Raw genomic sequence first — 26,550 nt, 5'->3', positions numbered from 1 at the left:
CCAGCAATACCTGAAAACCGTCATTGATATACCGCGAATCGGGCATTTCTAAAAATGGAAATGCCGCCACATCGCCCAAGTTCAGCGATGCCATGCGCAGGATGACGGCAGCGAGGTTGCTGCGGACGATTTCTGGGTCGGTGAATTCGGGGCGGCTGTTGAAATCTTCTTCTGAAAACAGTCGGATACACACGCCTGCGGAGACGCGGCCGCAGCGGCCGGAGCGTTGGCGGGCGGCGGCTTGGGAGATTTTCTCTACATGAAGCTGTTCCACTTTCGCCCGTGCGGAATAGCGTTTGACGCGTGCAAGGCCGGTGTCGATGACGTATTTGATTCCCGGTACGGTGAGCGAAGTTTCGGCGACGTTGGTTGCTAACACGATGCGGCGTTTCGCGCCTGAAGGGTGGAAGATTTTGTGCTGCTCGGCGTGTGACAGGCGTGCGAACAGGGGCAGGATTTCGTCGTTGCGGCGCAGCGTGGATTTGCGCAGGGCTTCGGCGGCTTCGCGGATTTCGCGCTCGCCCGGCAGGAACACCAAGATATCGCCCTCGCCGTAGCGCGCCAATTCGTCGGCTGCATCGACAATCGCGTCGGTCAGCTCGACTTCTGCGTCGTCTTCGTCTTTGCTGGTCAGCGGGCGGTAGAGGATTTCGACGGGATAGGTGCGCCCGCTCACTTCTAAAACGGGCGCGCCGTTGAAGTGTTGGGAGAAGCGTTCCGCATCTATGGTTGCCGAGGTGATGATGACTTTTAAATCGGGGCGGCGCGGCAGGAGCTGTTTCAAATAGCCCAAGAGGAAGTCGATGTTCAGGCTGCGTTCGTGTGCTTCGTCGATGATAATCGTGTCGTAGGCGGCGAGATAACGGTCGGTCTGGGTTTCTGCCAACAGGATACCGTCGGTCATCAACTTGATGCAGGCATCGCGCGAGGTGTGGTCGGTAAAGCGTACTTTATAGCCGACCGCGCTGCCGATTTCTGATTTCAATTCTTCAGCAATCCGCTCTGCCATCGAACGCGCGGCCAAACGGCGCGGCTGGGTATGCCCGATCAATCCTGCCGCCCCGCGCCCGAGTTCCAAACAAATCTTGGGCAACTGTGTGGTTTTGCCCGAACCGGTTTCGCCGCAAATAATCGTTACCTGATTCTCGGCAATGGCTTTTTTGATTTCGTCGAGTTTTTCGTGAACGGGCAGCGTGTTGTCGAATTCGGGTTTGGGCAGTTTGGACAGGCGTTGTAGATAGAGGTCGTGCGATTTTTTGTATTTTTCCTCAACCTTGGCCAAGCCGCCGTATTTATTGGGGTTTTTAAAGGCAGATCGCAGAAAATGGCGATCTTTGGAGAGGGTTTGGGCGAAATCGGGTTGCGGCATGATGGTGCAATAAATTAAATAATGTGAAAAGAATGGAATTATAGCAAAAGGCCGTCTGAAACTTGCTTGCTTTCAAGTTTCAGACGGCCTTTGCATGGATAAACCGTTTTAGTCGGCGGCGTGCCAAGGTTTTTGCATACCGGCGTGGAAACTCGGTTTTTCTCCGCCCCACAAGGTGTCGATGTCGTAGAAGTCGCGCACGGCAGGGAGCATGACGTGGACAACGAGGTCGCCTGCGTCGACGAGCGTCCATTCGCCGCTGTCGCCTTCGGTGCTGAGGATTTCAAAACCGGCTTCTTTCAAATCGACGGCAACGTTGTTGGCCAATGCTTTGACTTGGCGTGTGCTGTCGCCACTGGCAATAATCATGCGGGCGAACAGGGAGGTTTTGTCTTGGGTTTCCAAAACAGAGATGTCTTTGGCTTTAATGTCTTCAAGGGCGTTTACGGCCACTTCGACCATTTTTTGCAGGTCTTGCAATTCTTGTTCGTTCATTGTTTTCCTAGTTGAAATATTTTCAGACGGCATTATAGCTTATCTGCCTGAATAAACGCTATTTTTCATAGAGTTTGTGTTGGCGGATGTATTGGGCAACGGGTTGCGGCAGGCCGTCTGAATGGTGCGTTTTGGCGAGATCGGCACGGATTTGGGTGGAACTGGTGTTGTGCAGCGGCGCGTTGAGGATGCGGACGCTGCCGTTTTGCAGGGCTTCGCCGAGCCATGCGTGTAATTCGCGCGGGGTTTTGTTGAGGTTGTCGCCTTGGCGCATGGCGATGGCGATATGGGTCTGGCGCACGAGGGTTTGCCATTTTTTCCATGTGTGCAGCTGCATCAGGCTGTCGCTGCCCATCAGCCACCACAGTTGCGCGCCGAGAAACTGCTGGCGGAAGATTTGGACGGTATCAAACGTATAAGTCGCGCCGTCGCGGACGATGTCGCAGTCGCTGGCGGCAAATTTCGGCTCGTCGGCGATGGCGAGTTCAACCATATTGAGGCGCTCTTGTGCCGGCGTGCGCGTGCTGTCTTTGTGGTACGGGTCGCCTGCCGGCAGGAAGACAACGAGATCCAAACCGATTTCGTCGGCGAAGGCGCGGGCGATGTGGAGGTGGCCGTTGTGGATGGGGTCAAACGTGCCGCCGAATAATCCGATGTTTTTCATTTCGTGGTGGTGTCTGCGTTAGATGTTTTGGCCGTCTGAAGCAGGCAGGCTGCCGTCAACAATCAGGTTGAGCTTGCCTGTGGTCGGGTGGATGACCAGGCCGTGGATGGCGATGTTGTCGGGCATCAGCGGATGTTTGCGAATCAGCTCGACGGTATGGCGCACACTGTCTTCGACATCGTCAAAACCGGTCAGCCAGCCGTCCAAATCGATACCGGCATTGCGCAGGGTTTCGATACGGTCGTCGGGGATATTGCTGTCGTGTACGCGTTGGAGGAACTCTTCGGCGTGCAATCCGCGCATACCGCAGTCATGGTGGGCAATGACCATGATTTCTTTGACTTTGAGTTCAAATACGGCCACCAACAAACTGCGCATCACAGAACCCCAAGGATGGGTCACCAGCGCGCCGGCGTTTTTGATGAGCTTGGCGTCACCGTTTTTCAAGCCCAAGGCATTGGGCAGCAGCTCGATAATGCGTGCGTCCATGCAGGAGAGGATGGCCAGCTCACGGCCGGGGTATTTGTTGGTGAAATATTTTTCGTATTCGCCCGTTTCGACGAAATGTTGGTTATAGGCGAGGATTTCGCTCAATTCGCTCATGATGTGCTCGTTTCGGATGGTTTACTCTATTATAGCGGTTTTCGGGTAGTGCGGTTGTTTTGCAAATTCGCCGTAAACGGCTAAAATCGACGTATCTTTAGTTCTTTTGGAGGATGCGCCATGTCTCAGTCTTTCCGTTTTGAACGGGTATTCGCGTCCGATGTCCACGACGCATTGTGGGATTGGGCGCAAACCAGCTATGGCGCATCCGACGATTGGTGCATTCTATATCTCAACGGCCTGCCTTTAGGCCGTCTGAACCCGTTATGGCGCGAACGCCTCGGGCGCGATTGGACAGGCAGGCAGTCAACCCTTTCAGACGGTCTGAATTTGGAAACCGACAGCTGGGCTCAGATGGGCGACAATTTGCAAACGCTGGCGCGACAATGGCGCGAGTGCGGTTGGCTCAAAGGTTGGCGCGGTGAAAAGTTCGACATCTGCGACCAGTCGGGCAAGCCTTTATGCGCACTCGAACGCGCCGCCTTCCGTCCGTTCGGCCTAATGAGTCAGGCAGTGCATTTGAACGGATTGGTCGAAACAGAAGACGGTTTGCGCTTTTGGATAGGCCGCCGCAGTCCGCACAAAGCCGTTGATCCGAACAAACTCGACAATCTGACCGGAGGCGGCATCAGCAGCGGCGAGAGGCCGTCTGAAGCTGTCTGTCGCGAAGGTGAAGAAGAAGCAGGCATTCCCACTTCGTTAACCCCCCATATCCGACCGACTGCCCAAATATATAGTTTGCGCCCGGTTAATCGCGGTGTCCACAACGAAATCCTGTATATCTTCGACATCATCCTGCCCGAAGGCTTCCAACCCACCAATCAAGACGGCGAAGTTGCCGGTTTTGAACTGATGGACATCCCCACCCTGCTCGATGCCATGTTGAGCGGGCACATGATGCACGATGCCCAGTTGGTCACGATCGAAGCCTGCCGTCGATACGGCCTGATCGACCCCAAACATCCGCTGTCCGCATGGCTCGACAGCATCCGTTGCCGACCACATTTTTAAAGGCCGTCTGAAACCATGTTGCAACTCAAAAACATCAACAAACGCTTCGGCAGCAAAACCGTTGCCCAAGACATCAACCTAAACGTCGAAGCAGGTGAAATCCTCGCCGTACTTGGCCGCTCCGGCTGCGGTAAATCCACCCTGCTCAAAACCATCGTCGGCCTGGTGCGTCCCGACAGCGGCGAAGTCTGGCTCAACGGCGACAACATCACCGACATGCCGTCTGAAAAACGCAATATCTCGCTGATGTTTCAAGACTACGCCCTTTTGCCGCATTTAACCGCCCTCGACAACGTCGGTTTCGGCCTCAAAATGCGCCGCCTGCCCAAAGCCGAAATCGAAGAACAATCCATGCAGGCCTTGCGCGACATCGGTTTGGAACACGAAGCGCAACGCAAACCCGAAAGCCTCTCCGGCGGCGAACAGCAACGCCTCGCCCTCGCGCGCGCCCTCATCACGCGCCCGTCGCTGTTGCTCTTGGACGAAGCCTTCTCCAGCCTCGATACCCACCTACGCCACCACCTGCGTACCCTGACCGCCGAACGCATCCGCAGTCAAAACATCCCCGCCATCCTCGTGACCCACTCCGCCGAAGAAGCCTGCACCATGGCCGACACCATCGCCATCATGCACGAAGGCCGCATCCTCCAACACGGCACGCCGGAAACCCTTATCCGCCGTCCCGTCAACGCCCAAGCCGCCCTGCTGCTCGGTTTGGCCAACACCGGCGACACACGCTACATCCCCCAACACGCCATCCGATTCGACCCAAACGGCACAGCCGTCCGCATCAGCGAAGCCATCCCCCTCGCCGAAGGCACACGCCTCACCCTCGCCCATCCGCAATACAGCGATTTGATTTGGTATCCCCATGCCGACCACGATACGGACAAACCGCAAACCGGACAGGAAATCCGCATCAGCGTGGATGAAAGTCAGATTGTTTGGTTTGATTGAATTTGATGGATTAAAAAAGAAAAAGGCCGTCTGAAATTTAAGTTTCAGACGGCCTTGTCTATTCAATCAAAATCAGTCTTTCAACTTCGCCAACTGAATTTGAACTTTCGCCATTTTGTCTTCCAATTCCGCCAAATCGGCTTTGTCTTTTTCCACCAAATGCGCCGGGGCTTTTTCGGTGTAGCCGGGTTTGGAGAGTTTGGCATTGAGTTTGTCCAAGGCTTTTTGCAGTTTCTCAGCTTCTTTGCTCAAACGGGCGGTTTCGGCGGCTTTGTCGATTTCGACTTTCAACATCAGGCGCGCGCCGTTGCAGACGGCGACAGGTGCGTCTTCCGCTTCGGGCAGGTTGTCCACCAGCTTGGCTTCGGTCAGTCGGGTCAGCGACGGCAGGTATTTGAGCAGGCCTTCGAGTTCTGCGCTACCTTCGACAAAGAGCGGCGCTTTGACGTTTGGCGCGATACCCATTTCGCCGCGCAGTTTGCGCACTTCTTCCACCAAATCTTTCAATGCGGCCATTTTGTCGAAGGCCGTCTGAACGATTTGTTCTTTATCGGCTTGCGGATAGGCGGCCAACATGATGCTGTCGGCGGTTTTGGCATTCGCCAGAGGCGCAACGACCTGCCACAGCTCTTCGGTAATGAACGGCATGATTGGGTGCAGCAGGCGCAGGATGGTTTCGAGTACGCGCACGAGGGTGCGGCGTGTAGTGCGCTGGGTTGTCGGGCAGCCGGTTTGGATTTGCACTTTTGCCAGCTCGATGTACCAGTCGCAATATTCGTTCCACACAAATTCGTACAGCGTTTGCGCGGCAAGGTCGAAGCGGTAGGTTTCAAAGGCTTCGGCAACGGCGGCTTCGGCTTGTTGCAGTTTGCCGATAATCCATTGGTCGGCGAAGGTAAACGCCAACGGCTGCATTTCGTCTTGACCGCAGTCTTTGTCTTCGGTGTTCATCAACACGAAGTTGGTAGCGTTCCACAATTTATTGCAGAAATTGCGGTAGCCTTCGGCGCGTTTGAAGTCGAAGTTGACGCTGCGGCCGAGGCTGGCGTAGCTCGCCATGGTGAAGCGCAATGCGTCCGCGCCCATGCTCGGAATGCCTTCAGGGAAGAGTTTTTTGGTTGCTTCTTCCACTTTCGGCGCGGTTTCGGGTTTGCGCAGGCCAGTGGTACGTTTTACCAACAGTTTTTCCAAGTCGATGCCGTCAATCAAATCGACAGGGTCGATGACGTTGCCTTCGGATTTGGACATTTTTTTGCCTTCGTGGTCGCGCACGATGCCGTGGATGTACACGTCTTTAAACGGTACTTTGCCGGTGAAGTGGGTGGTCATCATAATCATGCGCGCCACCCAGAAGAAGATGATTTCGTAGCCGGTTACCAAGACGTTGGACGGCAGGAAGGCTTTGAGTTCGTCGGTTTCAGACGGCCAGCCGAGCGTGGAGAACGGCACGAGGGCGGAGGAGAACCATGTGTCCAATACGTCTTCTTCGCGGGTCAAGCCTGTTTTGCCGGCTTGTTTTTCGGCTTCTTCCTGATTGCGGGCAACGTAAACATTGCCTTCGTTGTCGTACCACGCAGGGATTTGATGGCCCCACCACAGTTGGCGCGAGATACACCAATCTTGGATATTGTTCATCCATTGGTTGTAGGTGTTGACCCAGTTTTCAGGGATAAAGCGCACCGCGCCGCTGTCAACGGCTTTTTTGGCTTTGTCGGCAAGGCTTAATCCTTTGAATTCGCTGTCAGGCTCGCCGCCGCTTGGGGTAGCGGACATGGCGACAAACCATTGGCTGGTCAGCATCGGTTCAATCACTGAACCTGTACGGTCGCCTTTCGGCGTCATCAGCGTGTGCGCTTTGATTTCGACCAACAAGCCTTGTTCCTGCAAATCGGCAACCATTTGTTTGCGCGCGGCAAAGCGGTCTAAACCTGCGTATTTTTCAGGCAGGGCAAAGCCTGGTTGCGCTTCGCCTTTGAAATTGAACACTTCGGCGTTTGCCAGCACTTTGGCTTCCAAGTCGAACACATTAATCAGGCGCGTGTCGTGGCGTTTGCCGACTTCGTAGTCGTTGAAGTCGTGCGCAGGCGTGATTTTTACGCAGCCGGTACCGAAGTCTTTTTCGACGTATTCGTCGGCAATCACGGGAATGGTGCGGCCGGTCAGCGGCAGGATTAATTCCTTGCCGATTAAGTGGGTATAACGTTCGTCTTCAGGATTGACGGCTACGGCCACGTCGCCCAGCAGCGTTTCGGGACGGGTGGTCGCCACGATAACGGCTTCGGCAGGATTGTCCGCCAGTGGATAGCGGATGTGCCACATAGAGCCTTGTTCTTCCACGCTTTCCACTTCCAAATCCGATACTGCTGTACCAAGCACGGGATCCCAGTTCACCAAGCGTTTGCCGCGGTAAATCAAGCCCTGTTCATACAGGCGCACAAACACTTCGGTAACAGTTTCGGCGCGCACGTCGTCCATCGTGAAATACTCGCGCGTCCAGTCGGCAGAGCAGCCCACGCGGCGCATCTGCTGCGTAATCGTGCCGCCGGAAACTTCTTTCCATTCCCACACTTTTTCCAAGAATTTTTCACGACCCAAGTCATGACGGGACACGTTTTGCGCGGCAAGCTGACGCTCGACCACGATTTGCGTGGCGATGCCCGCGTGGTCGGTGCCCGGAATCCAGGCGGTGTTGCAGCCTTTCATGCGGTAGTAGCGGGTCAGGCCGTCCATGATGGTTTGGTTGAAGGCATGGCCCATGTGCAGCGTGCCGGTTACGTTAGGCGGCGGCAGTTGGATGGAAAAAGACGGTTTGGTCAAATCCATATCAGGTTGGAAATAGCCCTGCTTTTCCCAGTTTTGATAATGTTTGGATTCGATTTCGGCTGGATTGTATTTGTCTAACATGATGGAACTTTGTGAAATTAAGGTTATTTTTGATGTGCGGATTATAACGCAAAAAGGCCGTCTGAATCATTTCAGACGGCCTTTGGCATACGGGTTTTAAAAATGGAACAATACCAGGCTGACGGCAATCACCGCCATGCCCGTTGTCAGGCCGTAAACGGTTTCGTGGCCGTCTGAATAGCGTTTGGCGGCCGGCAACAGCTCGTCCAACGCCAAAAACACCATCACGCCGGCTATCACGCCGAACACCGAGCCAAACACGGCAGGCGACAAAAACGGCTGTAAAACCAAATAGCCCAAAGCCGCCCCCAAAGGTTCGGCCAAGCCGGATAGCAGACACGCCCATACCGTTTTCTTCCGGCTGCGGGTGGCAAAATAAACCGGTGCGGCGATGGAAATGCCCTCCGGAATATTATGGATGGCAATCGCCAAGGCCAAAGGCATCCCGACCGCCGGATTTTCCAAGGTGGCAAAAAACGTCGCCAAGCCTTCGGGGAAATTGTGCGCCGTAATCGCAAACGCCGCCATCATGCCGACTCGCGCGATATGGCGGCGTTTGCTTTCTTGAAACGACGGGTCTTGCGCATCTAAAGTTTCATGCGGGTTCGGCACCAGGCGGTCGATCAGCGCGATGCCGCCCATACCGGCCAAAAATGCCATGGTCGCCGCCGCAAACGCGTGGTCTTTATCATAAATTTCAGCGAACGCCTCGCTGGATTTGCTGAAAATCTCCGTCAAGGAAACATACACCATCGCACCGCCGGCAAATGCCAAACCAAACGACAACACGCGCGGATTGGGCGTTTTGGAAAACATCACCAAACCGCTGCCTAATACGGTAAACAAACCGGCAGCCAACGTGATGGAAAAGGCAACGGCCAAATTAGACATCGAAAAATCGGGCATGAGAAAACCTGCGCTAAAAGCTGGGACAGGTTCAGACTAACACTTTTTAATGCATATGATAATAGTTATTATTTATTTTATTGATTGAATACACGGATTTTGAAACAAAAGGCCGTCTGAAAAATGGTTTTCAGACGGCCCTACCTACTGACAAAAAATTCAGGAATTGCTATTCAATCTCAACTGGTTTGCCTTGCTTATCAATATAAAAGAATTCATCTTCACTAAAATCTTCGTCTTTAAATTCATTCTTCATATTGACAAATGCCACACCATTTTGGAAATCATTAACAGTACCAAATTTGAACGGTATAACTACTTTACCGGTTTTATCTAAATAACCGAATTTGCCGTTTAATTCTGCACCGATCAAACCTTCACTCAATGAACCTAGATATGCATATTTAAAAGGGATAACTACCTTTCCCTTTTTATCGATATAGCCATATTTACCATTTTGTGAAACTCTTGCCATACCATCATTAAAATTAGAAGCACTTTTATATCGCGCAGGAATTACCCACTGATTTCGTTTATCGATATAACCCCATTTATCAAGAATCTGAACAGCAGCTACACCTTCATTAAAATCAAAAGCCCCTTCATATTTTGGTGGAATAACCATCTCACCTTTTATATTGATATAGCCATATTTATTTGTATCAGCAGTGACAACTACCGCCAGTCCTTCACTGAATAAGTCGATTTTAACATATTGAAATGGGAGGACAACTTTACCCTTTGTATCAATAAAACCCCATTTGCCTTTTTGTTTGACAGGGGCAAGGCCTTGTAAAAAATCACCAGGCAAGTTTTCAAATTTTAAAGGAATAACTTCTTTGCCACTGGCGTTGATGTAGCCACATAAAAGCTGATCTGATTTTCCTACGTTTTTACATACTGCTGCTAATCCTTCAGAAAAATCATTTGCAGTGTAATATTTGAGCGGAACAACAACTTTCCCTTGTCGATTGACAAAACCATACAAATAAGGAGCCTTCTTGTTACCCGGCTTAGTAACCATAGACAAGCCTTCTTCACTAAGGCAATCAACCGTGCTGTAACCTTCTCTACCGGTTAATTTTGGTTCTTCGCAAGTATCAGCCAGCGCAAGAGGCATATACACTGATGCAATAAAAACACCTAAAAATATTTTCTTCACACATTAACCTTTTTAAAAATGATGTATAGATTCTATAAAAAAATTATAAGGCATGTCCATCTTCAAAAACGGCAATGTTACTGAAAGGAAATATGGGACAATCTCCTACGCTTTTCCCAAGCTGCTACCGTCCCTCAACATAGCCACAAACGGGTTGTTTTGCTAAATCACACTGCCTTTGGAAAATACCGGCAATATCGCCAACATGAAGAACAGGCCACAAACTTTTTTCAAATCCATCCGTATTTCTTTTACAAAAAATCTTTACGTCAGTCCGATTGCAGTATAACAAGACATACTGGGAACAAAAGGCCGTCCGAAAAATGGTTTTCAGACGGCCCTTAAGTTTGAAATATCACCAAACCTTATCGCTTTCCAGCTTAAGCCTGATAGCGCGACAGGCCCAAGTCGTCGCTGCGGATTTCGGTGTCTTTGCCGCTCACGATATCGGCGGTCAATTTTGCCGAACCCAGCGACATGGTCCAGCCCAAAGTGCCGTGGCCTGTATTCAGGAACAGGTTTTCAAAACGGGTGCGGCCGATTAACGGTGTGCTGTCGGGCGTCATTGGTCTGAGGCCGCTCCAGAACAATGCCTGATTCAAGTCGCCGCCCTCGGGGAACAAGTCGTTGACGACCAAAGCCAGGGTTTCGCGGCGTTTTTCGGGCAGTTTGATTTCGTAGCCCGATAATTCCGCCATGCCGCCGACGCGGATTCTGTTGTCGAATCGTGTGATGGCGACTTTGTAGCTTTCGTCCAAAACGGTGGAAACCGGCGCGCCGTCGGAATTTGTGACCGGCAGGGTCAAGGAATAGCCTTTGACGGGATAAATCGGCAGATTGAGGTCCAACTGCGCCAAAACCGTCCTGCTGAAGCAGCCGAGCGCGCAGACGAAGGCATCTGCTTCAAACCGTTCTGTTTCGGTTTCGACTGCACTGATGCGCTGGCCGCTGTGTTCGATGCGGCGGATGGTTTGGTTGAAATGAAACTGTACGCCCTTTTCCTGACACAATTTGTATAGGTTTTCAGTGAAGAGGTGGCAGTCGCCGGTTGCGTCTGTAGGCAGGTGCAGGCCGCCGGCAATTTTGGCGGTAACGTGCGCCAGCGCAGGCTCGAATTCTGCGCATTCTTCGGGCTTCAGACGGCGGTAGGGCACGCCGTAGCGTTCCAAAACGGCAATGTCTTGTTCTGCCGCTTCGACTTCTTTGGTTTGGCGGAAAATCTGCAACGTCCCTTTTTTGCGCCCTTCAAAATTCATGCCGGTTTGCGCTTCAAAACGACGGAACATTTCACGGCTGTATTCGGAAATCCTGACCATGCGCTCTTTATTGATTTGATAGCGCGCTGCCGTGCAGTTTTGCAGCATTTGCCACAGCCATTCGATTTGATACAGGCTGCCGTCGGGGCGAAACAGCAAAGGTGGATGGTTTTTAAACAACCATTTCAGCGCTTTGGTCGGGATGCCGGGTGCAGCCCAGGGCGTGGTATAGCCGTAAGAAAGCTGGCCTGCGTTGGCAAAACTGGTTTCCATCGCCACGCCCTCGGCGCGGTCGATGACCGTTACTTCATGTCCGGCCTCTGCCAGATACCACGCGGAAGATACGCCGGCAACTCCGGCACCTAAAACCAGCACTTTCATTTTTCTCCTCCTCTGACTTTTTTCAAAACAAACTGATATACATCGGGCCGTCTGAATGTTCCGTTTCAGACGGCCTTGGACATCAATGCGGCAATTCACCGTTTTTGATTTTTTGTTTGAAGTCGCGCGTTTCATTGACGATGACTTTCGCCATCAACAAAAGCGCAATCAGGTTGGGCAATGCCATCAAGCCGTTGAATGTGTCCGAAGCCAGCCACACCAAATCAAGGCTCAACACGGTTCCCAGCATAACGGAAGAAACATAACCCACGCGGTAGAGGGCGGCAAAGCGTTCGCCGAAAACGTACACCGCGCATTTCTCGCCGTAATAACACCAGCCGAGAATGGTTGAGTAAGCAAAGAAAATCAGGCCGATGGTCACAATCCAGCCACCGATGCCGGGCAGCATTTTTTGGAAAGTGACGGTTGTCAACGCCGCGCCGCTCAATTCAGGTTTGACAAACTCGCCGCCTGCGCCGAGCAGACCCATGACCAACACGATACCGGTAATCGAGCAGACAACGATGGTGTCCAAAAACGTACCGGTCATGGAAACCAAGGCCTGGCGGACGGGATGGTCGGTTTTCGCGGCGGCGGCGGCAATCGGCGCAGAACCCATGCCCGCTTCATTGGAGAACACACCGCGCGCCACGCCGTAGCGGATGACCGTGCCGATGGCGCCGCCGGCCACGGCTTGCGCGCTAAACGCATCGGAGAAAATCAGTTTGACGGCAGGCATCAGTGCGTCAGAATTCACGACAATAATGGAAATACCGCCCACTACATAAAATACGGCCATAGCAGGCACGATAAAGGACGCCGCTTTGGCGATGCCCTTAATGCCGCCTAAAAGCACGATGGCCGTTAATACGGTCAATATCACGCCGGTGTAGGCAGGTTCGACGCCGAAGCTGGTTTGCACTGCCTGCGCAACCGAGTTGGACTGCACCGAGCTGCCGATACCGAAGGAAGCGAATGTGCCGAACAGGGCAAACGCGACGGCCATCCATTTCCAGTTTTTGCCTAAGCCTTTTTCGATGTAATACATCGGGCCGCCGGACATTTCGCCTTTGGAGTTGGTCACACGGTATTTCACCGCCAACACGCCCTCGCCGTATTTGGTGGCCATGCCGAAAATAGCGGTCATCCACATCCAAAATACCGCGCCCGGGCCGCCGGTTACCACCGCAGTCGCCACGCCGGCGATATTGCCCGTACCGATGGTGGCCGACAGCGCGGTCATCAACGCTGCAAAATGGGAAATATCGCCTTCATGGTCTTCGCCGTCTTCATGCTTCTTTGACGGCACAAACGCCTGTTTCAGTGCATAACCCAACATGGTGAACTGCAAACCTTTCAGCAAAACGGTCAGCAAAATGCCCGTACCGACCAGCAGCATCAACATAATAGGCCCCCAGACCCAGCCGCTGATGGTTTCAAAAAAGGCTTTGAGATTGTCTAAAAGCAATTGCATGGTTTTTCTCCTTTGTCTGTTTTATTTTTTAAAACACCACTTTTTTGTAGTGCCCTGTAATTTCAGCACAGAATGTTTAAGATTACAACATATTTATTTTCAAAAGCTTTTCGTATTTTTACCCTAAATAAAACCCAATCAACACCAAGAAAATTGTTTACAATCCAGAGCAGACCAAGACCCCAGCCCAATTAAAATGACAAATAAAAGCATGCTTTAAAACATCTTCCTGCCAACTGTTTAAAAAAATTCAGGCCATCTGAAAAAAGTCTTTCAGACGGCCTGAATGTGCGTGCCGCAATCCTATTCCAACAACCCAGCCAACATTCGGGCAAAACGCTCCGCCGCGCCTTCGCTGGTGTGCAGGTACAGGGCAGGTTCGATGAGTTCCAACTCATTGAGCAGGAAGGTATCGCCAATCAGTGTGCCGTCCACGCGGGCATAAACCGGCATTTGCGGCAAGGCGGCCAGTACGTCTTGCGCGGCACTGATGGCAAACTCGGGCGGCTCGATACCGAACACCGACACGCCATAGGCCGAGTTGGCGCGCCATTCGCCTTGCGGCGGCTGACGGCGCACGGCATGGCTGAATGCGCCGTTGAAAAACACCAGCGAGGTTTCGCCTGCCGTTTCGATTTCGCGGATATACGGTTGAACAATCATGCCTTGCGGATAATCCGCCATATCCACGTCCAATGCCTCCGCACAAACTTTGACCACACCTTTGCCGCTCTGACCGAATGCGGGCTTGACGACTGCTTCCGTCCAGCCTTGTTGTTTCAGAATATCGGCCAATTTGTCTTTGTGCGCGGGAACGAACACGCTGGGAATTACTTGCGCGCCGCGCGCCGCCAAATCGCACAAATACGTCTTTTCCATATTCCAAGCCATCAATTCGGGCGGATTGATAAAACGCTGCCCCGCCTGCCCGGCTTGCTCCAGCCATTGGCGGAAGGCTTCGGGTTCGGCGGCATAATCCCATGCGCACAAAGGCAGCAAAAACGGCGCGGACGGATGGTTTTGCCACGCATCAAATACGGTTTTCACACCCATGGTTTCCAAATGCGCCGCCAATGTTTTCAGGTTGTCCGACGGTTCGGGATAGGTTTGGCAGGTAATGAGTGCCAAAACGGTTTGCTCGGTCATGGTTGCATCTCGTTGCTAAAACCAAAATTATATAGCGAAATCAAACCAAAAGATTTTTCAGACGGCCTGATACATAAGGCCGATTCTGATAAAATGGTTTCCCCCTTTTCCGTCGGAACATGCTCATGAAATCTGCCCACGTCCTTGTCTGGTTCCGCCGCAACCTCCGCCTGCACGACAATGCCGCGCTTAATGCCGCCGTTGCAAGCGGTTTGCCCATCGCCTGCGTCTGGGTCAGCCAAAGGCCGTCTGAAAACCACAATCCGCGTCAAAGCCTGTTCCATTATCAAGCCGCGCAAGAGCTACATACCCGTCTGGCGGCACACCATATTCCCTTATATGCCGTCGCTTCCGACGAAGACCTCCTCCCCTTGGCCGCTTCGCTCCATGCCCATACCGTCATCACTGACGAAGCCTACACCGAAGCCGAAATCCGCCAAGACAACCTTCTCTGGCACAATTTCGACCGCGCAGGCATTGCCCTGCAACACGCCAACGACCGCGGTATCTTGGCCAAAGCCCCCCTCATGGATGCCAACGGCCTGCCCTACACCGATTTTGCCGCCTATAAACAAGCATGGTTGCAGGCCTATTCAGGACAAAGGCCGTCTGAAACCGAATTGCCTGTTCAAACCGGACAAAACGTTCCACTGTTTCCAGCCCATACCGGCGCAGTATTGCCTGCCTATCAACAGGGCGGCGAAACCGCGGCCTTAACGCAATGGCACGCGTTCAAACAGAATTTGGTTCACTACCCGATTACCCAAAATTTTCCGGCACGAAAAAACACCAGCCTCCTCAATGCCTACCTGTCCGCAGGCTGCATTTCACCGCGCCTGCTGGCCGCCGAAAGCTTGGCAAACCGACATTTCGAGTGGCTGGACAAGCTTATTTTCCGCGACTACTGCTACCAGCTCGCCTACCACCGCCGACTACCCGAAACAACCGATGCCGCCCCGGTGCGCGAATACTGGCGCAACGGCCAAACCGGCGTACCCGTCATCGACGCCTCCATCCGCAGCCTCGAAGCCACCGGCCACTTACACCCTGTTCTCCAGCAGCTGTGCGCCCACTATTTCTGCCATGCCCTCAACCTCGACCCCAACCAAGGCATCGCGTGGACAGCCTCCGTCCAAACCGGCACCGACCCCGCGCTCAACCAAGCCAACTGGCACCTTGCCGCTCAAGACACAACCACTGTCCGCTATGCTCACCGTTCGCACCAAATCGACCCCGACGGCAGCTACATCCGCAGTTACCTCCCCGAATTGGCACACCTGCCGTCCACCCTCATCCACACACCGTGGGCGGCCGCCGATGACATCGACACACACGGCTACCCCTTCCCCAAGGCCGTCTGAAACAGAGCTTCACACCAAAAAACCACACTAAACACAACTAAAAAACGCCCAAACAAAATATTTTGGTTTCAGACGGCCAAACAGATTGAATAGCCAAGATTTACACGGTAAACTTACATCATTAAAAAATTTTATTATTTCATTACAATGAAACCCGCATTCGACATAAAAACGTCACGTTTGGACGTCTTATCCATCCATCTGCACACCGCAGATCTAACCGAATTGGAAGAATTCCTGCGCCAACTGGCAGGCCAGTCCCAAGACGAATTCGTTCCCTTTATTTTAGACGTACAAGATTTCGACCATCCCGAATCCATCGATTTGGGCGGCATGATTTCCCTGTTTGCCCGTTACGGCATGCAAATCTTAGGGCTGCACCACACCAGCGACACATGGGCGGCGGCGGCGGCACGTTACCACTTGGTCTTCAAACAAGGCAACGCCACCCAGGCAGCCGACACACAGGCAGCGCCCACCCCGCGCCAAGCCCCGCAGCCGCAAGACGTACAAGCCACCGTCATCAACAATCCGACCGTATTGGTCAGCACGCCCGTGCGTACCGGCCAGCAGGTGTACGCTGAAAACGGCGACCTCATCGTTACCGGCATCGTCAGCCAAGGTGCAGAACTTATCGCCGACGGCAACATCCATATTTACGCCCCCATGCGCGGCAGAGCGTTGGCCGGAGCAAAAGGCAACACCAACGCGCGCATCTTTATTCATTCCATGCAGGCCGAATTAGTCTCCGTTGCCGGTATCTACCGCAACTTCGAGCAAGACCTGCCCGAGCATCTGCACAAAAAACCCGTACAAGTATCATTGCAAGACAACCGACTGGTTATCAGCGCAATCGACGCCGAATAAACATCAGTACTTAAAAAGGAAATATCGTGTCCAAAATCATCGTAGTAACTTCAGGTAAAGGCGGCGTAGGCAAGACCACTACCAGCGCCAGCATCGCAACCGGCCTGGCCCTGCGCGGCCACAAAACCGCCGTGATCGACTTCGACGTCGGTTTGCGCAACCTCGACCTGATTATGGGTTGCGAACGCCGCGTCGTGTATGACCTCATCAACGTCATCCAAGGCGAAGCCACACTCAACCAAGCCCTGATTAAAGACAAAAACTGCGAAAACCTCTACATCCTGCCCGCCTCGCAAACCCGCGACAAAGACGCGCTGACCCGCGAAGGCGTGGACAACGTGATGAAAGAATTGGCCAGCAAAAAAATGGGCTTCGAGTTCATTATCTGCGACTCCCCTGCCGGTATCGAACAAGGCGCACTGATGGCGCTCTACTTTGCCGACGAAGCCATCATCACTACCAATCCGGAAGTATCCAGCGTCCGCGACTCCGACCGCATCTTGGGTATTTTGCAAAGCAAATCCCGCAAAGCAGAACAAGGCAGCACTGTTAAAGAGCACCTGCTGATTACCCGCTACTCCCCTGAGCGCGTGGCTAAAGGCGAAATGCTGTCTGTACAAGACATCTGCGATATCTTGCGTATTCCGTTGATCGGTGTGATTCCTGAATCACAAAACGTCCTGCAAGCTTCCAACGCCGGCGAACCTGTCATCCACCAAGACAATGCCGCAGCAGCAGAAGCCTACAAGGACGTTATCGCCCGCCTCTTGGGTGAAAACCGCGAAATGCGTTTCCTCGAAGCTGAGAAGAAAAGCTTCTTAAAACGACTGTTCGGAGGTTAATACATGTCACTGCTCGATATGCTGTTCGGCAGAAAGCCGAAAACCGCCACCGTCGCGCGCGACCGCCTGCAAATCATCATCGCGCAAGAACGCGCACAAGAAGGCCAAGCTCCGGACTATCTGCCGACCTTGCGCAAAGAGCTGCTGGAAGTCCTGTCCAAATACGTCAACGTATCATTGGACGACATCCGCATCTCCCAAGAGAAACAAGACGGCTTGGACGTTCTTGAGCTGAACATCACCCTGCCGGAACAAAAAAAGGCTTAACACATGACCTTGACCGAATTGCGTTACATCGTAGCCGTCGCACAAGAACGTCACTTCGGACGTGCCGCACGACGCTGCTTTGTCAGCCAGCCCACCCTCTCCATCGCCATCAAAAAGCTGGAGGAAGAGCTGTCGGTATCCCTGTTCGACCGTAGCAGCAACGACATCATCACGACCGAAGCGGGCGAGCGCATTGTCGCCCAAGCCCGCCGGGTTCTGGAAGAAGCCGAACTCATCAAGCACCTTGCCAATGAAGAGCAAAACGAATTGGAAGGCGCGTTCAAACTCGGCCTGATTTTTACCGTTGCCCCCTACCTTCTGCCCAAGCTCATTACCGCGCTGCGTGAAACCGCGCCGAAAATGCCGCTGATGCTGGAAGAGAACTATACCCACATCCTGACCGAGTCGCTCAAACGCGGCGATGTCGATGCAATCGTCGTTGCCGAACCGTTCCAAGAGCCGGGCATCGTAACCGAGCCTCTGTATGACGAACCTTTCTTCGTCATCGTTCCCAAAGGACATCACTTTGAAGAACTCGATGCCGTTACGCCTCAGCTTTTGAGCGAAGAACAAGTGTTGCTGCTGTCCGAAGGCAACTGTATGCGCGACCAAGTGTTGGCAAGCTGTTCCGAATTGGCTTCCAAGCAAAAAATCCAGGGCTTGACCAATACCCTACAAGGCAGCTCCATCAACACCATCCGCCACATGGTTGCCAGCGGCCTGGCCATCAGCGTCATGCCGGCTACCGCATTGACCGAAAACGACCATATGCTTTTCAGCATTATCCCGTTTGAAGGCACTGCACCGCACCGCCGTGTCGTTTTGGCTTATCGCCGCAACTTTGTCCGCCCGAAAGCACTGACTGCCTTGCGCACTGCCATTTTGCAATCGCAACTGACCGGTGTAACGTTCGTCAACGAATAAACCGCAAAACAAAAGGCCGTCTGAACATTCAGACGGCCTTTTTTATTTTTAACCGAATAAAGGATTAGTAGCGGGTATGAACCTGGCTGCCGATAACGCCACCCAAAGCCGCACCACCCAAGGTAGAGCCGGTATCGCCACCAATCAAGTTACCTGCCACACCACCCAATACCGCACCAGCAGCAGTGTTGCGTTGGGTTTGAGTCATATTGGCACACGCGCCCAAAGAAGCGGCCAGCATGATCAAGGTCACAGTTTTTGCAAAAGTTTTCTTCATGGTTTGATTCTCCATCAGAGGTTAAGCTTTATATGAAATAGTATGGCACAACCTTTCATTAATATATTTTCTGATAAGTAAAGACAAATTAAACTAAGATAACGCTCTTAATGAACGGTTAAATGCAAAAACAAACGGTAATTCCAAAAGAATATTTATAAAATTTAATATATTTGGCATAAAATTGCGCATACATCAACTGTATTCGGTAGTGATACAATGACGACTTGTCTGAATTACCGGAAACACCCGTCATGAGTATCTACGCACTGGCACACATCATCCACGTTTATTGCGCGATTGCCTTTGTCGGCGGCGTATTTTTCGAAATGCTGGTCCTCTCCGTTTTACACACCGGCCGAGTTTCACGCGAATCGCGCCGCGAAGTCGAACGTGCCATGTCCTATCGTGCCGTCCGCGTGATGCCGCCTGTCGTCATTACCCTGTTCATCAGCGGCATCGTGATGGTGTACAACCGCTACCTGCCGATACTGCACCACCCTTTCGACAGCTCCTTCGGCATTATGCTGAGCATCAAAATCCTGTTGGCAGTAAGCGTTTTGGTACATTTTGCCATCGCCGTCGTCAAAATGGCACGGCACACCCTCACCGTCGGCTGGTCGAAATACATACACGCCGTCGTATTCAGCCATATGCTGTTTATCGTCTTTTTTGCCAAAGCAATGTTCTACCTGTCTTGGTAAACCTTACCCCTCCCCCACACACAAGGATTGTTTATGACCCAATACCCGTCCGTCGGCTCGCCGATGTTTTACGGCATCTTCTTTATTGCCGTCTTAATCATGATTGCCATCGATATGGTGTCGCTGAAAAAAAACGGCGCCCACAAAGTCAGCATTAAAGAAGCCCTCGCTTGGAGCGGCATTTGGGTGGCCGTATCCTGCGCATTTGCCGGCTGGCTCTATTTCGAAATGGCAGGTAACCCGGCTTACGGGGCCGTTGTCGCCAAAGAAAAAATCCTCGAATTCTTCACCGGCTATGTGCTCGAAAAATCCCTTGCCGTCGACAACATCTTCGTTTTCCTGATGATTTTCGGCTATTTCAAAGTCGAACCCAAATTCCAACACCGCGTCCTGCTCTATGGCGTATTCGGCGCCATCGTCCTGCGCGCCATCATGATTTTCATCGGCGCGGCACTGGTACAGCAATTCGAATGGATTCTCTACCTTTTCGGCGCATTCCTGCTCTATACCGGCATCCACATGATGAAACCCGAATCGGACGAAGAAGAAGACCTTTCCCAAAACAAAATCCTGACCCTGCTCAAAAAAGTCATCCCGACCAGCCCACAGTTTGACGGTGAAAAATTCTTTACCATTGAAAACGGCAAACGCATCGCTACGCCGCTTTTGCTGGTATTGATTATGATCGAATTGAGCGACGTCATCTTCGCCGTGGACAGCATCCCCGCTATTTTTGCCGTAACCACCGACCCTTTCATCGTCCTCACTTCCAACATTTTTGCCATCTTGGGCCTGCGTGCCATGTACTTCTTACTGGCAGACTTTGCCGAACGCTTTATTTTCCTCAAATACGGCTTGGCTTTCGTGTTGAGCTTTATCGGTATCAAGATGCTGATTATGCACTGGGTGCATATCCCGATTTCCATTTCCCTGTCCGTCGTCTTTGGCGCACTGGGCGCGTCCATCCTGACTTCTTTGGTGTACACGCGTCAGCAAGAGAAAAAATAATCTGCCGATATAAAAAGGCCGTCTGAACATTTCAGACGGCCTTTTCAAATATCAAACACCAGCTTATTTAGCAGCATCTTTCAATTTGTCGGCAGCTTCTTGAGTTGCATCGGCAGCTTTACCCAAAGCATCTTTAGCCGCATCTTTGGCAGCGTCTTTAGCTTCGCCCACAGCAGCTTTTGCATCGTCCAAAGCTTTGTCGCTGGCTTCTTTAGCACCATCGATGGCTTTACCGGTAGTTTCTTTAGCATCGGAAATTGCTTTCTCCGCAGTTTCCTTCGCATCAGCACCGGCTTCTTTAGCGTCAGAAACAGCCTGTTCAGCAACGCCTTTAGCTTCGGAAGCAGCAGCATCAGCAGCAGAAGCCGCGTGTTCAGCAGCAGCGTTCACATCAGAAGCAACGGCAGAAGCCGCTTCTTGAGTTTCCTGTTTCGCCTCTTGAGAACAAGCAGCCAAACCAGCCACCATCATCGCAGCAATCAATAATTTTTTCATGTTGTATATCCTTTGATCTAAAAAATATCCATCAGAACTGACAGATTAGAAAATCATAACATAATTAATACTCGAAAACGGGAGAATTAACGCCAAATAACAACCGATTTACGTTTTTTGAAAAAATTTCAAAAAAACAGTTGACGAAAAGAAACAAGCTCCCTATAATGCACAGCTTATCGGGTCGTTAGCTCAGTCGGTAGAGCAGCGGACTTTTAATCCGTTGGTCGAGCGTTCGAATCGCTCACGACCCACCAAATATGAAAACCTGCTTTAAAAAAAGCAGGTTTTTTTACATCCCTATCAAACCCTTCTCCATACGATGCCTCCCCTATCTTCAAAATCAAGCCATATGCAGGCTTTTTCTCAATGCCGCGTCTGAATGCTACCCAACGCATCACACCAGCACAAACCCACCTTTAATCAACCAAGCCCGACTCCCCCCCTTCCATCAACTTTTTCTAAAAACTTCCAAATACCTACCGTCAACCCACTCTAAATACTCTTGTATGCCAGACAATTTAGGCATAGACTAAAACTACATTCAACTACAAAACAGGAGAAAGTTTGATGAAACAACTGTCTATGTATATCAACGGCCGTTTTGAAACCGATTTTAACGGCACATGGCGCGATGTATTGAATCCGGCAACCGAAGAAGTCATCGCGCGTGAGCCTAAAGGCGGAAAAGCCGATGTTGACCGTGCCGTTGCCGCCGCCAGAGAGGCGCAAGCCGCATGGGAGCGTTTGCCTGCCGTTGAACGCGGCGCATACTTGCGCAAAATCGCCCAAGGCATACGCGAACGCGCCGACGAGCTGACCGACACCATTGTTGCCGAAGGCGGTAAAACCAAAGACTTGGCACGCATAGAAGTCATGTTCACTGCCGACTATCTCGATTATCAAGCCGAATGGGCGCGCCGTTATGAAGGCGAAATCATCCAAAGCGACCGCCCGCGCGAAAACATTTTATTGTTCAAACGTCCTTTGGGCGTAATCGCCGGCATTTTGCCGTGGAACTTCCCATTCTTCCTGATCGCCCGCAAAATGGGCCCGGCTTTGGTAACCGGAAATACCATCGTCGTCAAACCGAGCAGCGTTACCCCGATTAACTGCCACATTTTTGCTGAAATCGTTCATGCTTCAGGCTTACCGGCCGGCGTATTCAACGTCGTCAACGGCCCAGGCGCGGAAATCGGCAATGCCTTGGCATCACATCCGCAAGTCGACATGGTCAGCCTGACCGGTTCTGTAGAAGCAGGCCGCCAAGTAATGGAAGCCGCCGCCACCAACATTACCAAAGTCTCATTGGAACTCGGCGGCAAAGCCCCTGCCATCGTTTTGAAAGACGCGGATTTGGACTTGGCAGTGAAATCCATCTTGGCTTCGCGCGTCGGCAACACCGGCCAAATCTGCAACTGCGCCGAGCGCGTGTATGTCCACAGCAGCCTGAAAGACGCGTTCATTGAAAAAATGACTGCCGCCATGAAAGGCGTGCGCTACGGCAACCCGGCCGAAGCCGAACCCGGCGCACTGGAAATGGGCCCGCTGATTGAAGAGCGTGCCGTCAAAGCCGTTGCCGAAAAAGTCGAACGCGCCGTCAAACAAGGTGCGACGCTGGTCTGCGGCGGTAAACGTGCCGACGGCAAAGGCTACTTCTTCGAACCTACCCTGCTGACCGATACCGACAACAGCATGGACATCATGAAAGAAGAAACCTTCGGCCCAGTCCTGCCGGTTGCCACTTTCGACACGCTCGACCAAGTCATCGCTTTGGCAAACGACAGCGAGTTCGGCCTGACCAGCTCCGTCTATACCACCAATCTGAATGAAGCGTTTTATGTAACCCGCCGCCTGCGTTTCGGCGAAACCTACATCAACCGCGAAAACTTCGAAGCCATGCAGGGCTTCCATGCCGGTTGGAAAAAATCAGGTATCGGCGGCGCCGACGGTAAACACGGTTTGGAAGAATATCTGCAAACCCAAGTTGTTTATTTGGAAACCGATATCTAACCACCGATACTGCCCTTCATGAAGCAAAAGGCCGTCTGAAGCTGATTTTTCAAGTTTCAGACGGCCTTTCTGCCTTTATAGAAAAAAATACCGACATCGCGTAAAATAGAGCTAATTTTTCACTTTATTCAGGCCGTCTGAACACATGGGCAGCCTGACTTATTTTTCCGGAAAACATCATGAGCGAACAAAACAATCCTCAAATCGAGCCGCAGTTGGACGAAAACCAAATCATCGCCCTGCGCCGCGAAAAACTGCACAACATCCGCAAAGAACGCAACGCTTACCCTAACGATTTCAAACGCGACAGCTTTGCCGCCGACCTGCACACCCAATACGGCGAAATCAGCAAAGAAGAACTCGACCCGCAAGGCATTCCCGTCAAAGTGGCCGGCCGTATGATGCTCAAACGTCAAATGGGCAAAGCCAGCTTCGCCACCATTCAAGACGTGACCGGTCAAATCCAGCTTTATTTGAACAACAAAGGCGTGAGCCAAGAAGTCTTGGATGACTTCAACCACTGGGACTTGGGCGACATCGTCGGCGCAGAAGGCACTTTGTTCAAAACCAACCACGGTGAATTGACTGTGCGCGTGTCCAACATCCGCCTGCTGTCCAAATCCCTGCGTCCTCTGCCCGACAAACACAAAGGTTTGAGCGATCAGGAAACCAAATACCGCCAACGCTACGTCGATTTGATTGCCAACGAAGAATCGCGCAATACCTTCATCAAACGCAGCCAAATCATCCAATCCGTGCGCAATTTCATGGTGAACGAGCATTATTTGGAAGTCGAAACCCCGATGATGCACCCGATTCCCGGCGGCGCAACGGCGAAACCTTTCGTGACCCACCACAACGCTTTGGACATTCCGCTCTACCTGCGCATCGCTCCCGAGCTGTATCTGAAACGCTTGGTGGTCGGCGGTTTGGAGCGCGTGTTTGAAATCAACCGCAGCTTCCGCAACGAAGGCATGTCCGTGCGCCACAACCCTGAATTCACCATGATTGAATTCTACGAAGCCTTCTCCGACTACGAGCGCATGATGCAGATGGCGGAAGACATCATCCGCAACGCTTCCCGCGCGGTAAACGGCACGGCGAAAATCAGCTACAACGGCAAAGAAGTCGATTTGGAAAGCCCGTTTGAACGTTTAACCATTCTCGGTGCCATCAAAAAATACAATCCGCACTACACCGATGAGCAGTTGAACGATGAAGAATGGCTGAAAAAAGAAATCGTCAAACACGGCGAAAGCCTGCCTCCGTCTCCAGGCATCGGCAGCCTGCAACTTGCCCTGTTTGAAGGTTGCGCCGAAGGCAAACTGTGGAACCCGACTTTCATCATCGACTACCCTGTCGAAGTGTCGCCATTGGCACGCGCATCCGACAGCAAACCGGGTTTGACCGAGCGCTTCGAGCTTTTCGTTGTCGGCCGCGAACTGGCAAACGGCTACTCTGAGTTGAACGATCCGGAAGACCAAGCCGAACGCTTCAAAGCGCAAGTGGCGCAAAAAGATGCCGGCGATGACGAAGCCATGCACTACGATGCCGACTACATCCGCGCCATGGAATTCGGTTTACCGCCGACCGGCGGCTGCGGCATCGGTATCGACCGCTTGGTAATGTTGCTGACCGATTCGCAAACCATCCGCGACGTGATTCTGTTCCCGCAAATGCGTCCCGAATAACGCATTAAAATAAAATCAAGGCCGTCTGAAAACAAGACTCTGTTTTCAGACGGCCTTTTTGTTCAAATATGTAAAACGGTAGAATTCAAATCGATAATTCCTTTACATCATAATAATAAAATTCCATGATAATCAAAAGCATAATATAAAAAAGAATATGTAAACGTTTTTCAGTTTGTTGACAGTCTGCTAGAATACATCCAGTTACAGACAGCCTCCACACACAGGCCGTCTGAAAATTCAGAAACTCTGAAAGGTTTGTATGGATCAATTTTTCGAACAGCTTCACGGCTGGGTAAACGCCATCAACGACCCAATGTGGTCGGGATTGGTATATATGCTTTTAGGCGCAGGCCTATTTTTCACTATTACCACCGGTTTTGTACAATTCCGCCTCTTCGGCCGCAGTATCAAAGAAATGCTGGGCGGCCGCAAACAAGGTGATGATCCGCACGGAATCACACCGTTCCAAGCATTCGTTACCGGCTTGGCCAGCCGCGTAGGCGTGGGCAACATCGCCGGCGTGGCGATTGCCATCAAACTCGGCGGGCCGGGCGCGGTATTCTGGATGTGGGTAACCGCCTTAATCGGCATGAGTTCGGCGTTCGTCGAATCTTCACTGGCCCAACTCTTTAAAGTCCGGGACTACGACAACCACCACTTCCGCGGCGGTCCTGCCTACTACATAACTCAAGGCCTGGGACAAAAATGGCTGGGCATTTTGTTCGCCCTGAGCCTGATTTTCTGTTTCGGCTTTGTATTTGAAGCCGTACAGACCAATACCATCGCCGATACCACCAAAGCGGCATGGGGCTGGGATCAACACTATGTCGGTGTCGCCTTGGTCATTCTGACTGCCCCGATTATCTTCGGCGGTATCCGTCGCGTATCTAAAGCCGCGGAAATTATCGTTCCGCTGATGGCGGTTTTATATCTCGTCATAGCACTCTTCATCATTGCTACCAATATTTCCCTGATTCCTGACGTGTTCGGTCAGATTTTCTCCAACGCGTTCAACTTTGATTCGGCTGCAGGCGGTTTCCTCGGCGGTCTGATTTCGACCACCATAATGCAGGGCATCAAACGCGGCCTGTATTCCAATGAGGCGGGTATGGGTTCCGCGCCGAACGCCGCAGCCGCAGCCGAAGTAAAACACCCCGTCTCCCAAGGCATGATTCAAATGCTGGGCGTTTTCGTCGATACCATCATCGTCTGCTCATGCACCGCCTTTATCGTCTTGACCTATCAACAGCCTTACGGCGACCTGAGCGGTGCGGCGCTGACCCAAGCGGCAATCGTCAGCCAGGTAGGCGAATGGGGAGCGGGCTTCCTTGCTGCCATCCTGTTTATGTTTGCCTTTTCAACCGTTATCGGCAACTATGCCTATGCCGAGTCCAACGTCCAATTCATCAAGAGCCATTGGCTGGTTACCGCCGTTTTCCGTATGCTGGTTTTGGCATGGGTCTACTTCGGCGCAGTTGCCAACGTACCCTTAGTATGGGATATGGCAGACATGGCCATGGGCATCATGGCATGGATTAACCTCGTTGCCATCCTGCTCCTGTCCCCACTTGCCTTCCTACTGTTGAAAGACTACACAGCCAAGCTGAAAATGGGCAAAGACCCAGAGTTCAAACTCTCTGAACACCCAGGCTTGAAACGCAAAATCAAATCCGATATCTGGTAAAACCAAAGGCCGTCTGAAATTTCAGACGGCCTTTTTAATCCCTGCCATTTAGACAAAACGATGCCCCTTAAAGCAGAAGCCTTAAG

General features: G+C 52.1%; 24 protein-coding genes and 1 tRNA gene. 13 read left to right on the top strand and 12 right to left on the bottom strand.

The genetic code is table 11. From position 1 onward, the window contains the following. From hrpA to HMPREF2661_RS07260, 4 genes are all read right to left on the bottom strand, one after another. Window positions 1-1,369, bottom strand: a 1,369-nt coding sequence (gene hrpA, locus HMPREF2661_RS07275) for an ATP-dependent RNA helicase HrpA (protein WP_070822983.1), incomplete at its 3' end; no start/stop codon positions are given. Between the two features lie 108 nt (window positions 1,370-1,477). Next, complete coding sequence (rsfS, locus tag HMPREF2661_RS07270) at window positions 1,478-1,864, bottom strand: ribosome silencing factor (protein ID WP_002246503.1); 387 nt, start codon at window positions 1,862-1,864, stop codon at window positions 1,478-1,480. A 58-nt stretch (window positions 1,865-1,922) separates the two neighbouring features. Continuing rightward, window positions 1,923-2,528: a nicotinate-nucleotide adenylyltransferase gene (gene nadD, locus HMPREF2661_RS07265; RefSeq protein WP_070822979.1), complete on the bottom strand. Its 606-nt coding sequence runs from the start codon at window positions 2,526-2,528 to the stop codon at window positions 1,923-1,925. 18 nt (window positions 2,529-2,546) lie between these two features. After that, a complete protein-coding gene (locus HMPREF2661_RS07260) occupies window positions 2,547-3,131 on the bottom strand; it encodes a beta-class carbonic anhydrase (RefSeq protein WP_049336840.1) in 585 nt (194 codons plus the stop codon). A 120-nt stretch (window positions 3,132-3,251) separates the two neighbouring features. Here HMPREF2661_RS07260 and HMPREF2661_RS07255 point away from each other — a divergent pair, with 120 nt between their 5' ends. Both HMPREF2661_RS07255 and HMPREF2661_RS07250 read left to right on the top strand, forming a co-directional pair. Continuing rightward, complete coding sequence (locus HMPREF2661_RS07255; RefSeq protein ID WP_070822977.1) at window positions 3,252-4,142, top strand: NUDIX hydrolase; 891 nt, start codon at window positions 3,252-3,254, stop codon at window positions 4,140-4,142. Window positions 4,143-4,157: 15 nt separating this feature from the next. Beyond that, window positions 4,158-5,099 carry an ABC transporter ATP-binding protein gene (locus tag HMPREF2661_RS07250; protein ID WP_070822974.1) on the top strand — a complete coding sequence of 314 codons (942 nt, stop codon included), beginning with the start codon at window positions 4,158-4,160 and terminating at the stop codon, window positions 5,097-5,099. 72 nt (window positions 5,100-5,171) lie between these two features. Here HMPREF2661_RS07250 and HMPREF2661_RS07245 read toward each other — a convergent pair whose 3' ends face one another. From HMPREF2661_RS07245 to HMPREF2661_RS07220, 6 genes are all read right to left on the bottom strand, one after another. Beyond that, window positions 5,172-8,003, bottom strand: a complete 2,832-nt coding sequence (locus HMPREF2661_RS07245; protein WP_070822971.1) for a valine--tRNA ligase — start codon at window positions 8,001-8,003, stop codon at window positions 5,172-5,174. A 96-nt stretch (window positions 8,004-8,099) separates the two neighbouring features. Next, a complete protein-coding gene (gene zupT / locus HMPREF2661_RS07240; protein ID WP_002224778.1) occupies window positions 8,100-8,909 on the bottom strand; it encodes a zinc transporter ZupT in 810 nt (269 codons plus the stop codon). A gap of 169 nt (window positions 8,910-9,078) precedes the next feature. Beyond that, entirely contained in the window at window positions 9,079-10,071 is a 993-nt protein-coding gene (locus tag HMPREF2661_RS07235) for a WG repeat-containing protein (protein ID WP_070822969.1), read from the bottom strand. Between the two features lie 380 nt (window positions 10,072-10,451). After that, the gene (locus HMPREF2661_RS07230; protein ID WP_349267274.1) at window positions 10,452-11,843 is read right to left on the bottom strand and encodes a D-amino acid dehydrogenase; all 1,392 of its coding nucleotides are present in this window, start codon (window positions 11,841-11,843) and stop codon (window positions 10,452-10,454) included. Then, the gene (locus tag HMPREF2661_RS07225) at window positions 11,791-13,182 is read right to left on the bottom strand and encodes an alanine/glycine:cation symporter family protein (protein WP_049322442.1); all 1,392 of its coding nucleotides are present in this window, start codon (window positions 13,180-13,182) and stop codon (window positions 11,791-11,793) included. Before HMPREF2661_RS07225 ends, HMPREF2661_RS07230 begins: the two co-directional genes overlap by 53 nt. A 303-nt stretch (window positions 13,183-13,485) precedes the next feature. Further along, on the bottom strand, window positions 13,486-14,328 hold the full coding sequence (locus tag HMPREF2661_RS07220; RefSeq protein WP_049322441.1) for an ATP-grasp domain-containing protein: 843 nt from the start codon (window positions 14,326-14,328) through the stop codon (window positions 13,486-13,488). A gap of 125 nt (window positions 14,329-14,453) precedes the next feature. Here HMPREF2661_RS07220 and HMPREF2661_RS07215 point away from each other — a divergent pair, with 125 nt between their 5' ends. The 5 genes from HMPREF2661_RS07215 (at window position 14,454) to HMPREF2661_RS07195 (ending at window position 18,589) form a co-directional block, all read left to right on the top strand. Further along, entirely contained in the window at window positions 14,454-15,689 is a 1,236-nt protein-coding gene (locus tag HMPREF2661_RS07215) for an FAD-binding domain-containing protein (protein ID WP_065423764.1), read from the top strand. A gap of 147 nt (window positions 15,690-15,836) precedes the next feature. Continuing rightward, on the top strand, window positions 15,837-16,556 hold the full coding sequence (gene minC, locus HMPREF2661_RS07210; protein ID WP_003749320.1) for a septum site-determining protein MinC: 720 nt from the start codon (window positions 15,837-15,839) through the stop codon (window positions 16,554-16,556). A 26-nt stretch (window positions 16,557-16,582) separates the two neighbouring features. Further along, window positions 16,583-17,398, top strand: coding sequence for a septum site-determining protein MinD (gene minD / locus HMPREF2661_RS07205; protein ID WP_049348491.1), 816 nt, complete (start codon window positions 16,583-16,585; stop codon window positions 17,396-17,398). A 3-nt stretch (window positions 17,399-17,401) separates the two neighbouring features. Continuing rightward, window positions 17,402-17,665: a cell division topological specificity factor MinE gene (minE, locus tag HMPREF2661_RS07200; protein WP_003680625.1), complete on the top strand. Its 264-nt coding sequence runs from the start codon at window positions 17,402-17,404 to the stop codon at window positions 17,663-17,665. 3 nt (window positions 17,666-17,668) lie between these two features. Beyond that, window positions 17,669-18,589, top strand: a complete 921-nt coding sequence (locus HMPREF2661_RS07195) for a hydrogen peroxide-inducible genes activator (protein WP_003749313.1) — start codon at window positions 17,669-17,671, stop codon at window positions 18,587-18,589. A 64-nt stretch (window positions 18,590-18,653) separates the two neighbouring features. Here the strand turns inward: HMPREF2661_RS07195 and HMPREF2661_RS07190 are convergent, their stop codons facing one another. Then, window positions 18,654-18,866: a glycine zipper 2TM domain-containing protein gene (locus HMPREF2661_RS07190; RefSeq protein ID WP_003684747.1), complete on the bottom strand. Its 213-nt coding sequence runs from the start codon at window positions 18,864-18,866 to the stop codon at window positions 18,654-18,656. A gap of 254 nt (window positions 18,867-19,120) precedes the next feature. Between HMPREF2661_RS07190 and HMPREF2661_RS07185 the strand changes: the two genes are divergently transcribed. Together HMPREF2661_RS07185 and HMPREF2661_RS07180 are read left to right on the top strand one after the other, a co-directional pair. Then, window positions 19,121-19,570 (top strand): CopD family copper resistance protein, encoded by a 450-nt coding sequence (locus HMPREF2661_RS07185; RefSeq protein ID WP_036493576.1) that lies wholly within the window; start codon window positions 19,121-19,123, stop codon window positions 19,568-19,570. Between the two features lie 33 nt (window positions 19,571-19,603). Beyond that, window positions 19,604-20,578, top strand: coding sequence for a TerC family protein (locus HMPREF2661_RS07180; RefSeq protein ID WP_049322438.1), 975 nt, complete (start codon window positions 19,604-19,606; stop codon window positions 20,576-20,578). 63 nt (window positions 20,579-20,641) lie between these two features. On the opposite strand, the gene HMPREF2661_RS07175 is transcribed toward HMPREF2661_RS07180, so the two are convergent. After that, complete coding sequence (locus HMPREF2661_RS07175) at window positions 20,642-21,073, bottom strand: Ag473 family lipoprotein (protein WP_049322437.1); 432 nt, start codon at window positions 21,071-21,073, stop codon at window positions 20,642-20,644. A gap of 181 nt (window positions 21,074-21,254) precedes the next feature. Here HMPREF2661_RS07175 and HMPREF2661_RS07170 point away from each other — a divergent pair. The 4 genes from HMPREF2661_RS07170 to HMPREF2661_RS07155 all read left to right on the top strand — a co-directional run bounded on the left by HMPREF2661_RS07170 (window position 21,255) and on the right by HMPREF2661_RS07155 (window position 26,464). Continuing rightward, window positions 21,255-21,330, top strand: a tRNA-Lys gene (locus HMPREF2661_RS07170). 313 nt (window positions 21,331-21,643) lie between these two features. Next, window positions 21,644-23,086 (top strand): aldehyde dehydrogenase, encoded by a 1,443-nt coding sequence (gene aldA, locus HMPREF2661_RS07165; RefSeq protein WP_049323417.1) that lies wholly within the window; start codon window positions 21,644-21,646, stop codon window positions 23,084-23,086. Between the two features lie 179 nt (window positions 23,087-23,265). After that, complete coding sequence (gene lysS / locus HMPREF2661_RS07160) at window positions 23,266-24,777, top strand: lysine--tRNA ligase (RefSeq protein ID WP_049323415.1); 1,512 nt, start codon at window positions 23,266-23,268, stop codon at window positions 24,775-24,777. 262 nt (window positions 24,778-25,039) lie between these two features. Beyond that, window positions 25,040-26,464 carry an alanine/glycine:cation symporter family protein gene (locus tag HMPREF2661_RS07155; RefSeq protein WP_070822963.1) on the top strand — a complete coding sequence of 475 codons (1,425 nt, stop codon included), beginning with the start codon at window positions 25,040-25,042 and terminating at the stop codon, window positions 26,462-26,464. The last annotated feature ends 86 nt before the right edge of the window (window positions 26,465-26,550 follow it).

The sequence above is a fragment of the Neisseria sp. HMSC061B04 genome, assembly GCF_001836705.1.
Lineage (GTDB): Bacteria > Pseudomonadota > Gammaproteobacteria > Burkholderiales > Neisseriaceae > Neisseria.
The sequence above is the reverse complement of the archived record's forward strand: the minus strand, read 5'-3'. Positions and strand labels throughout refer to the sequence as shown.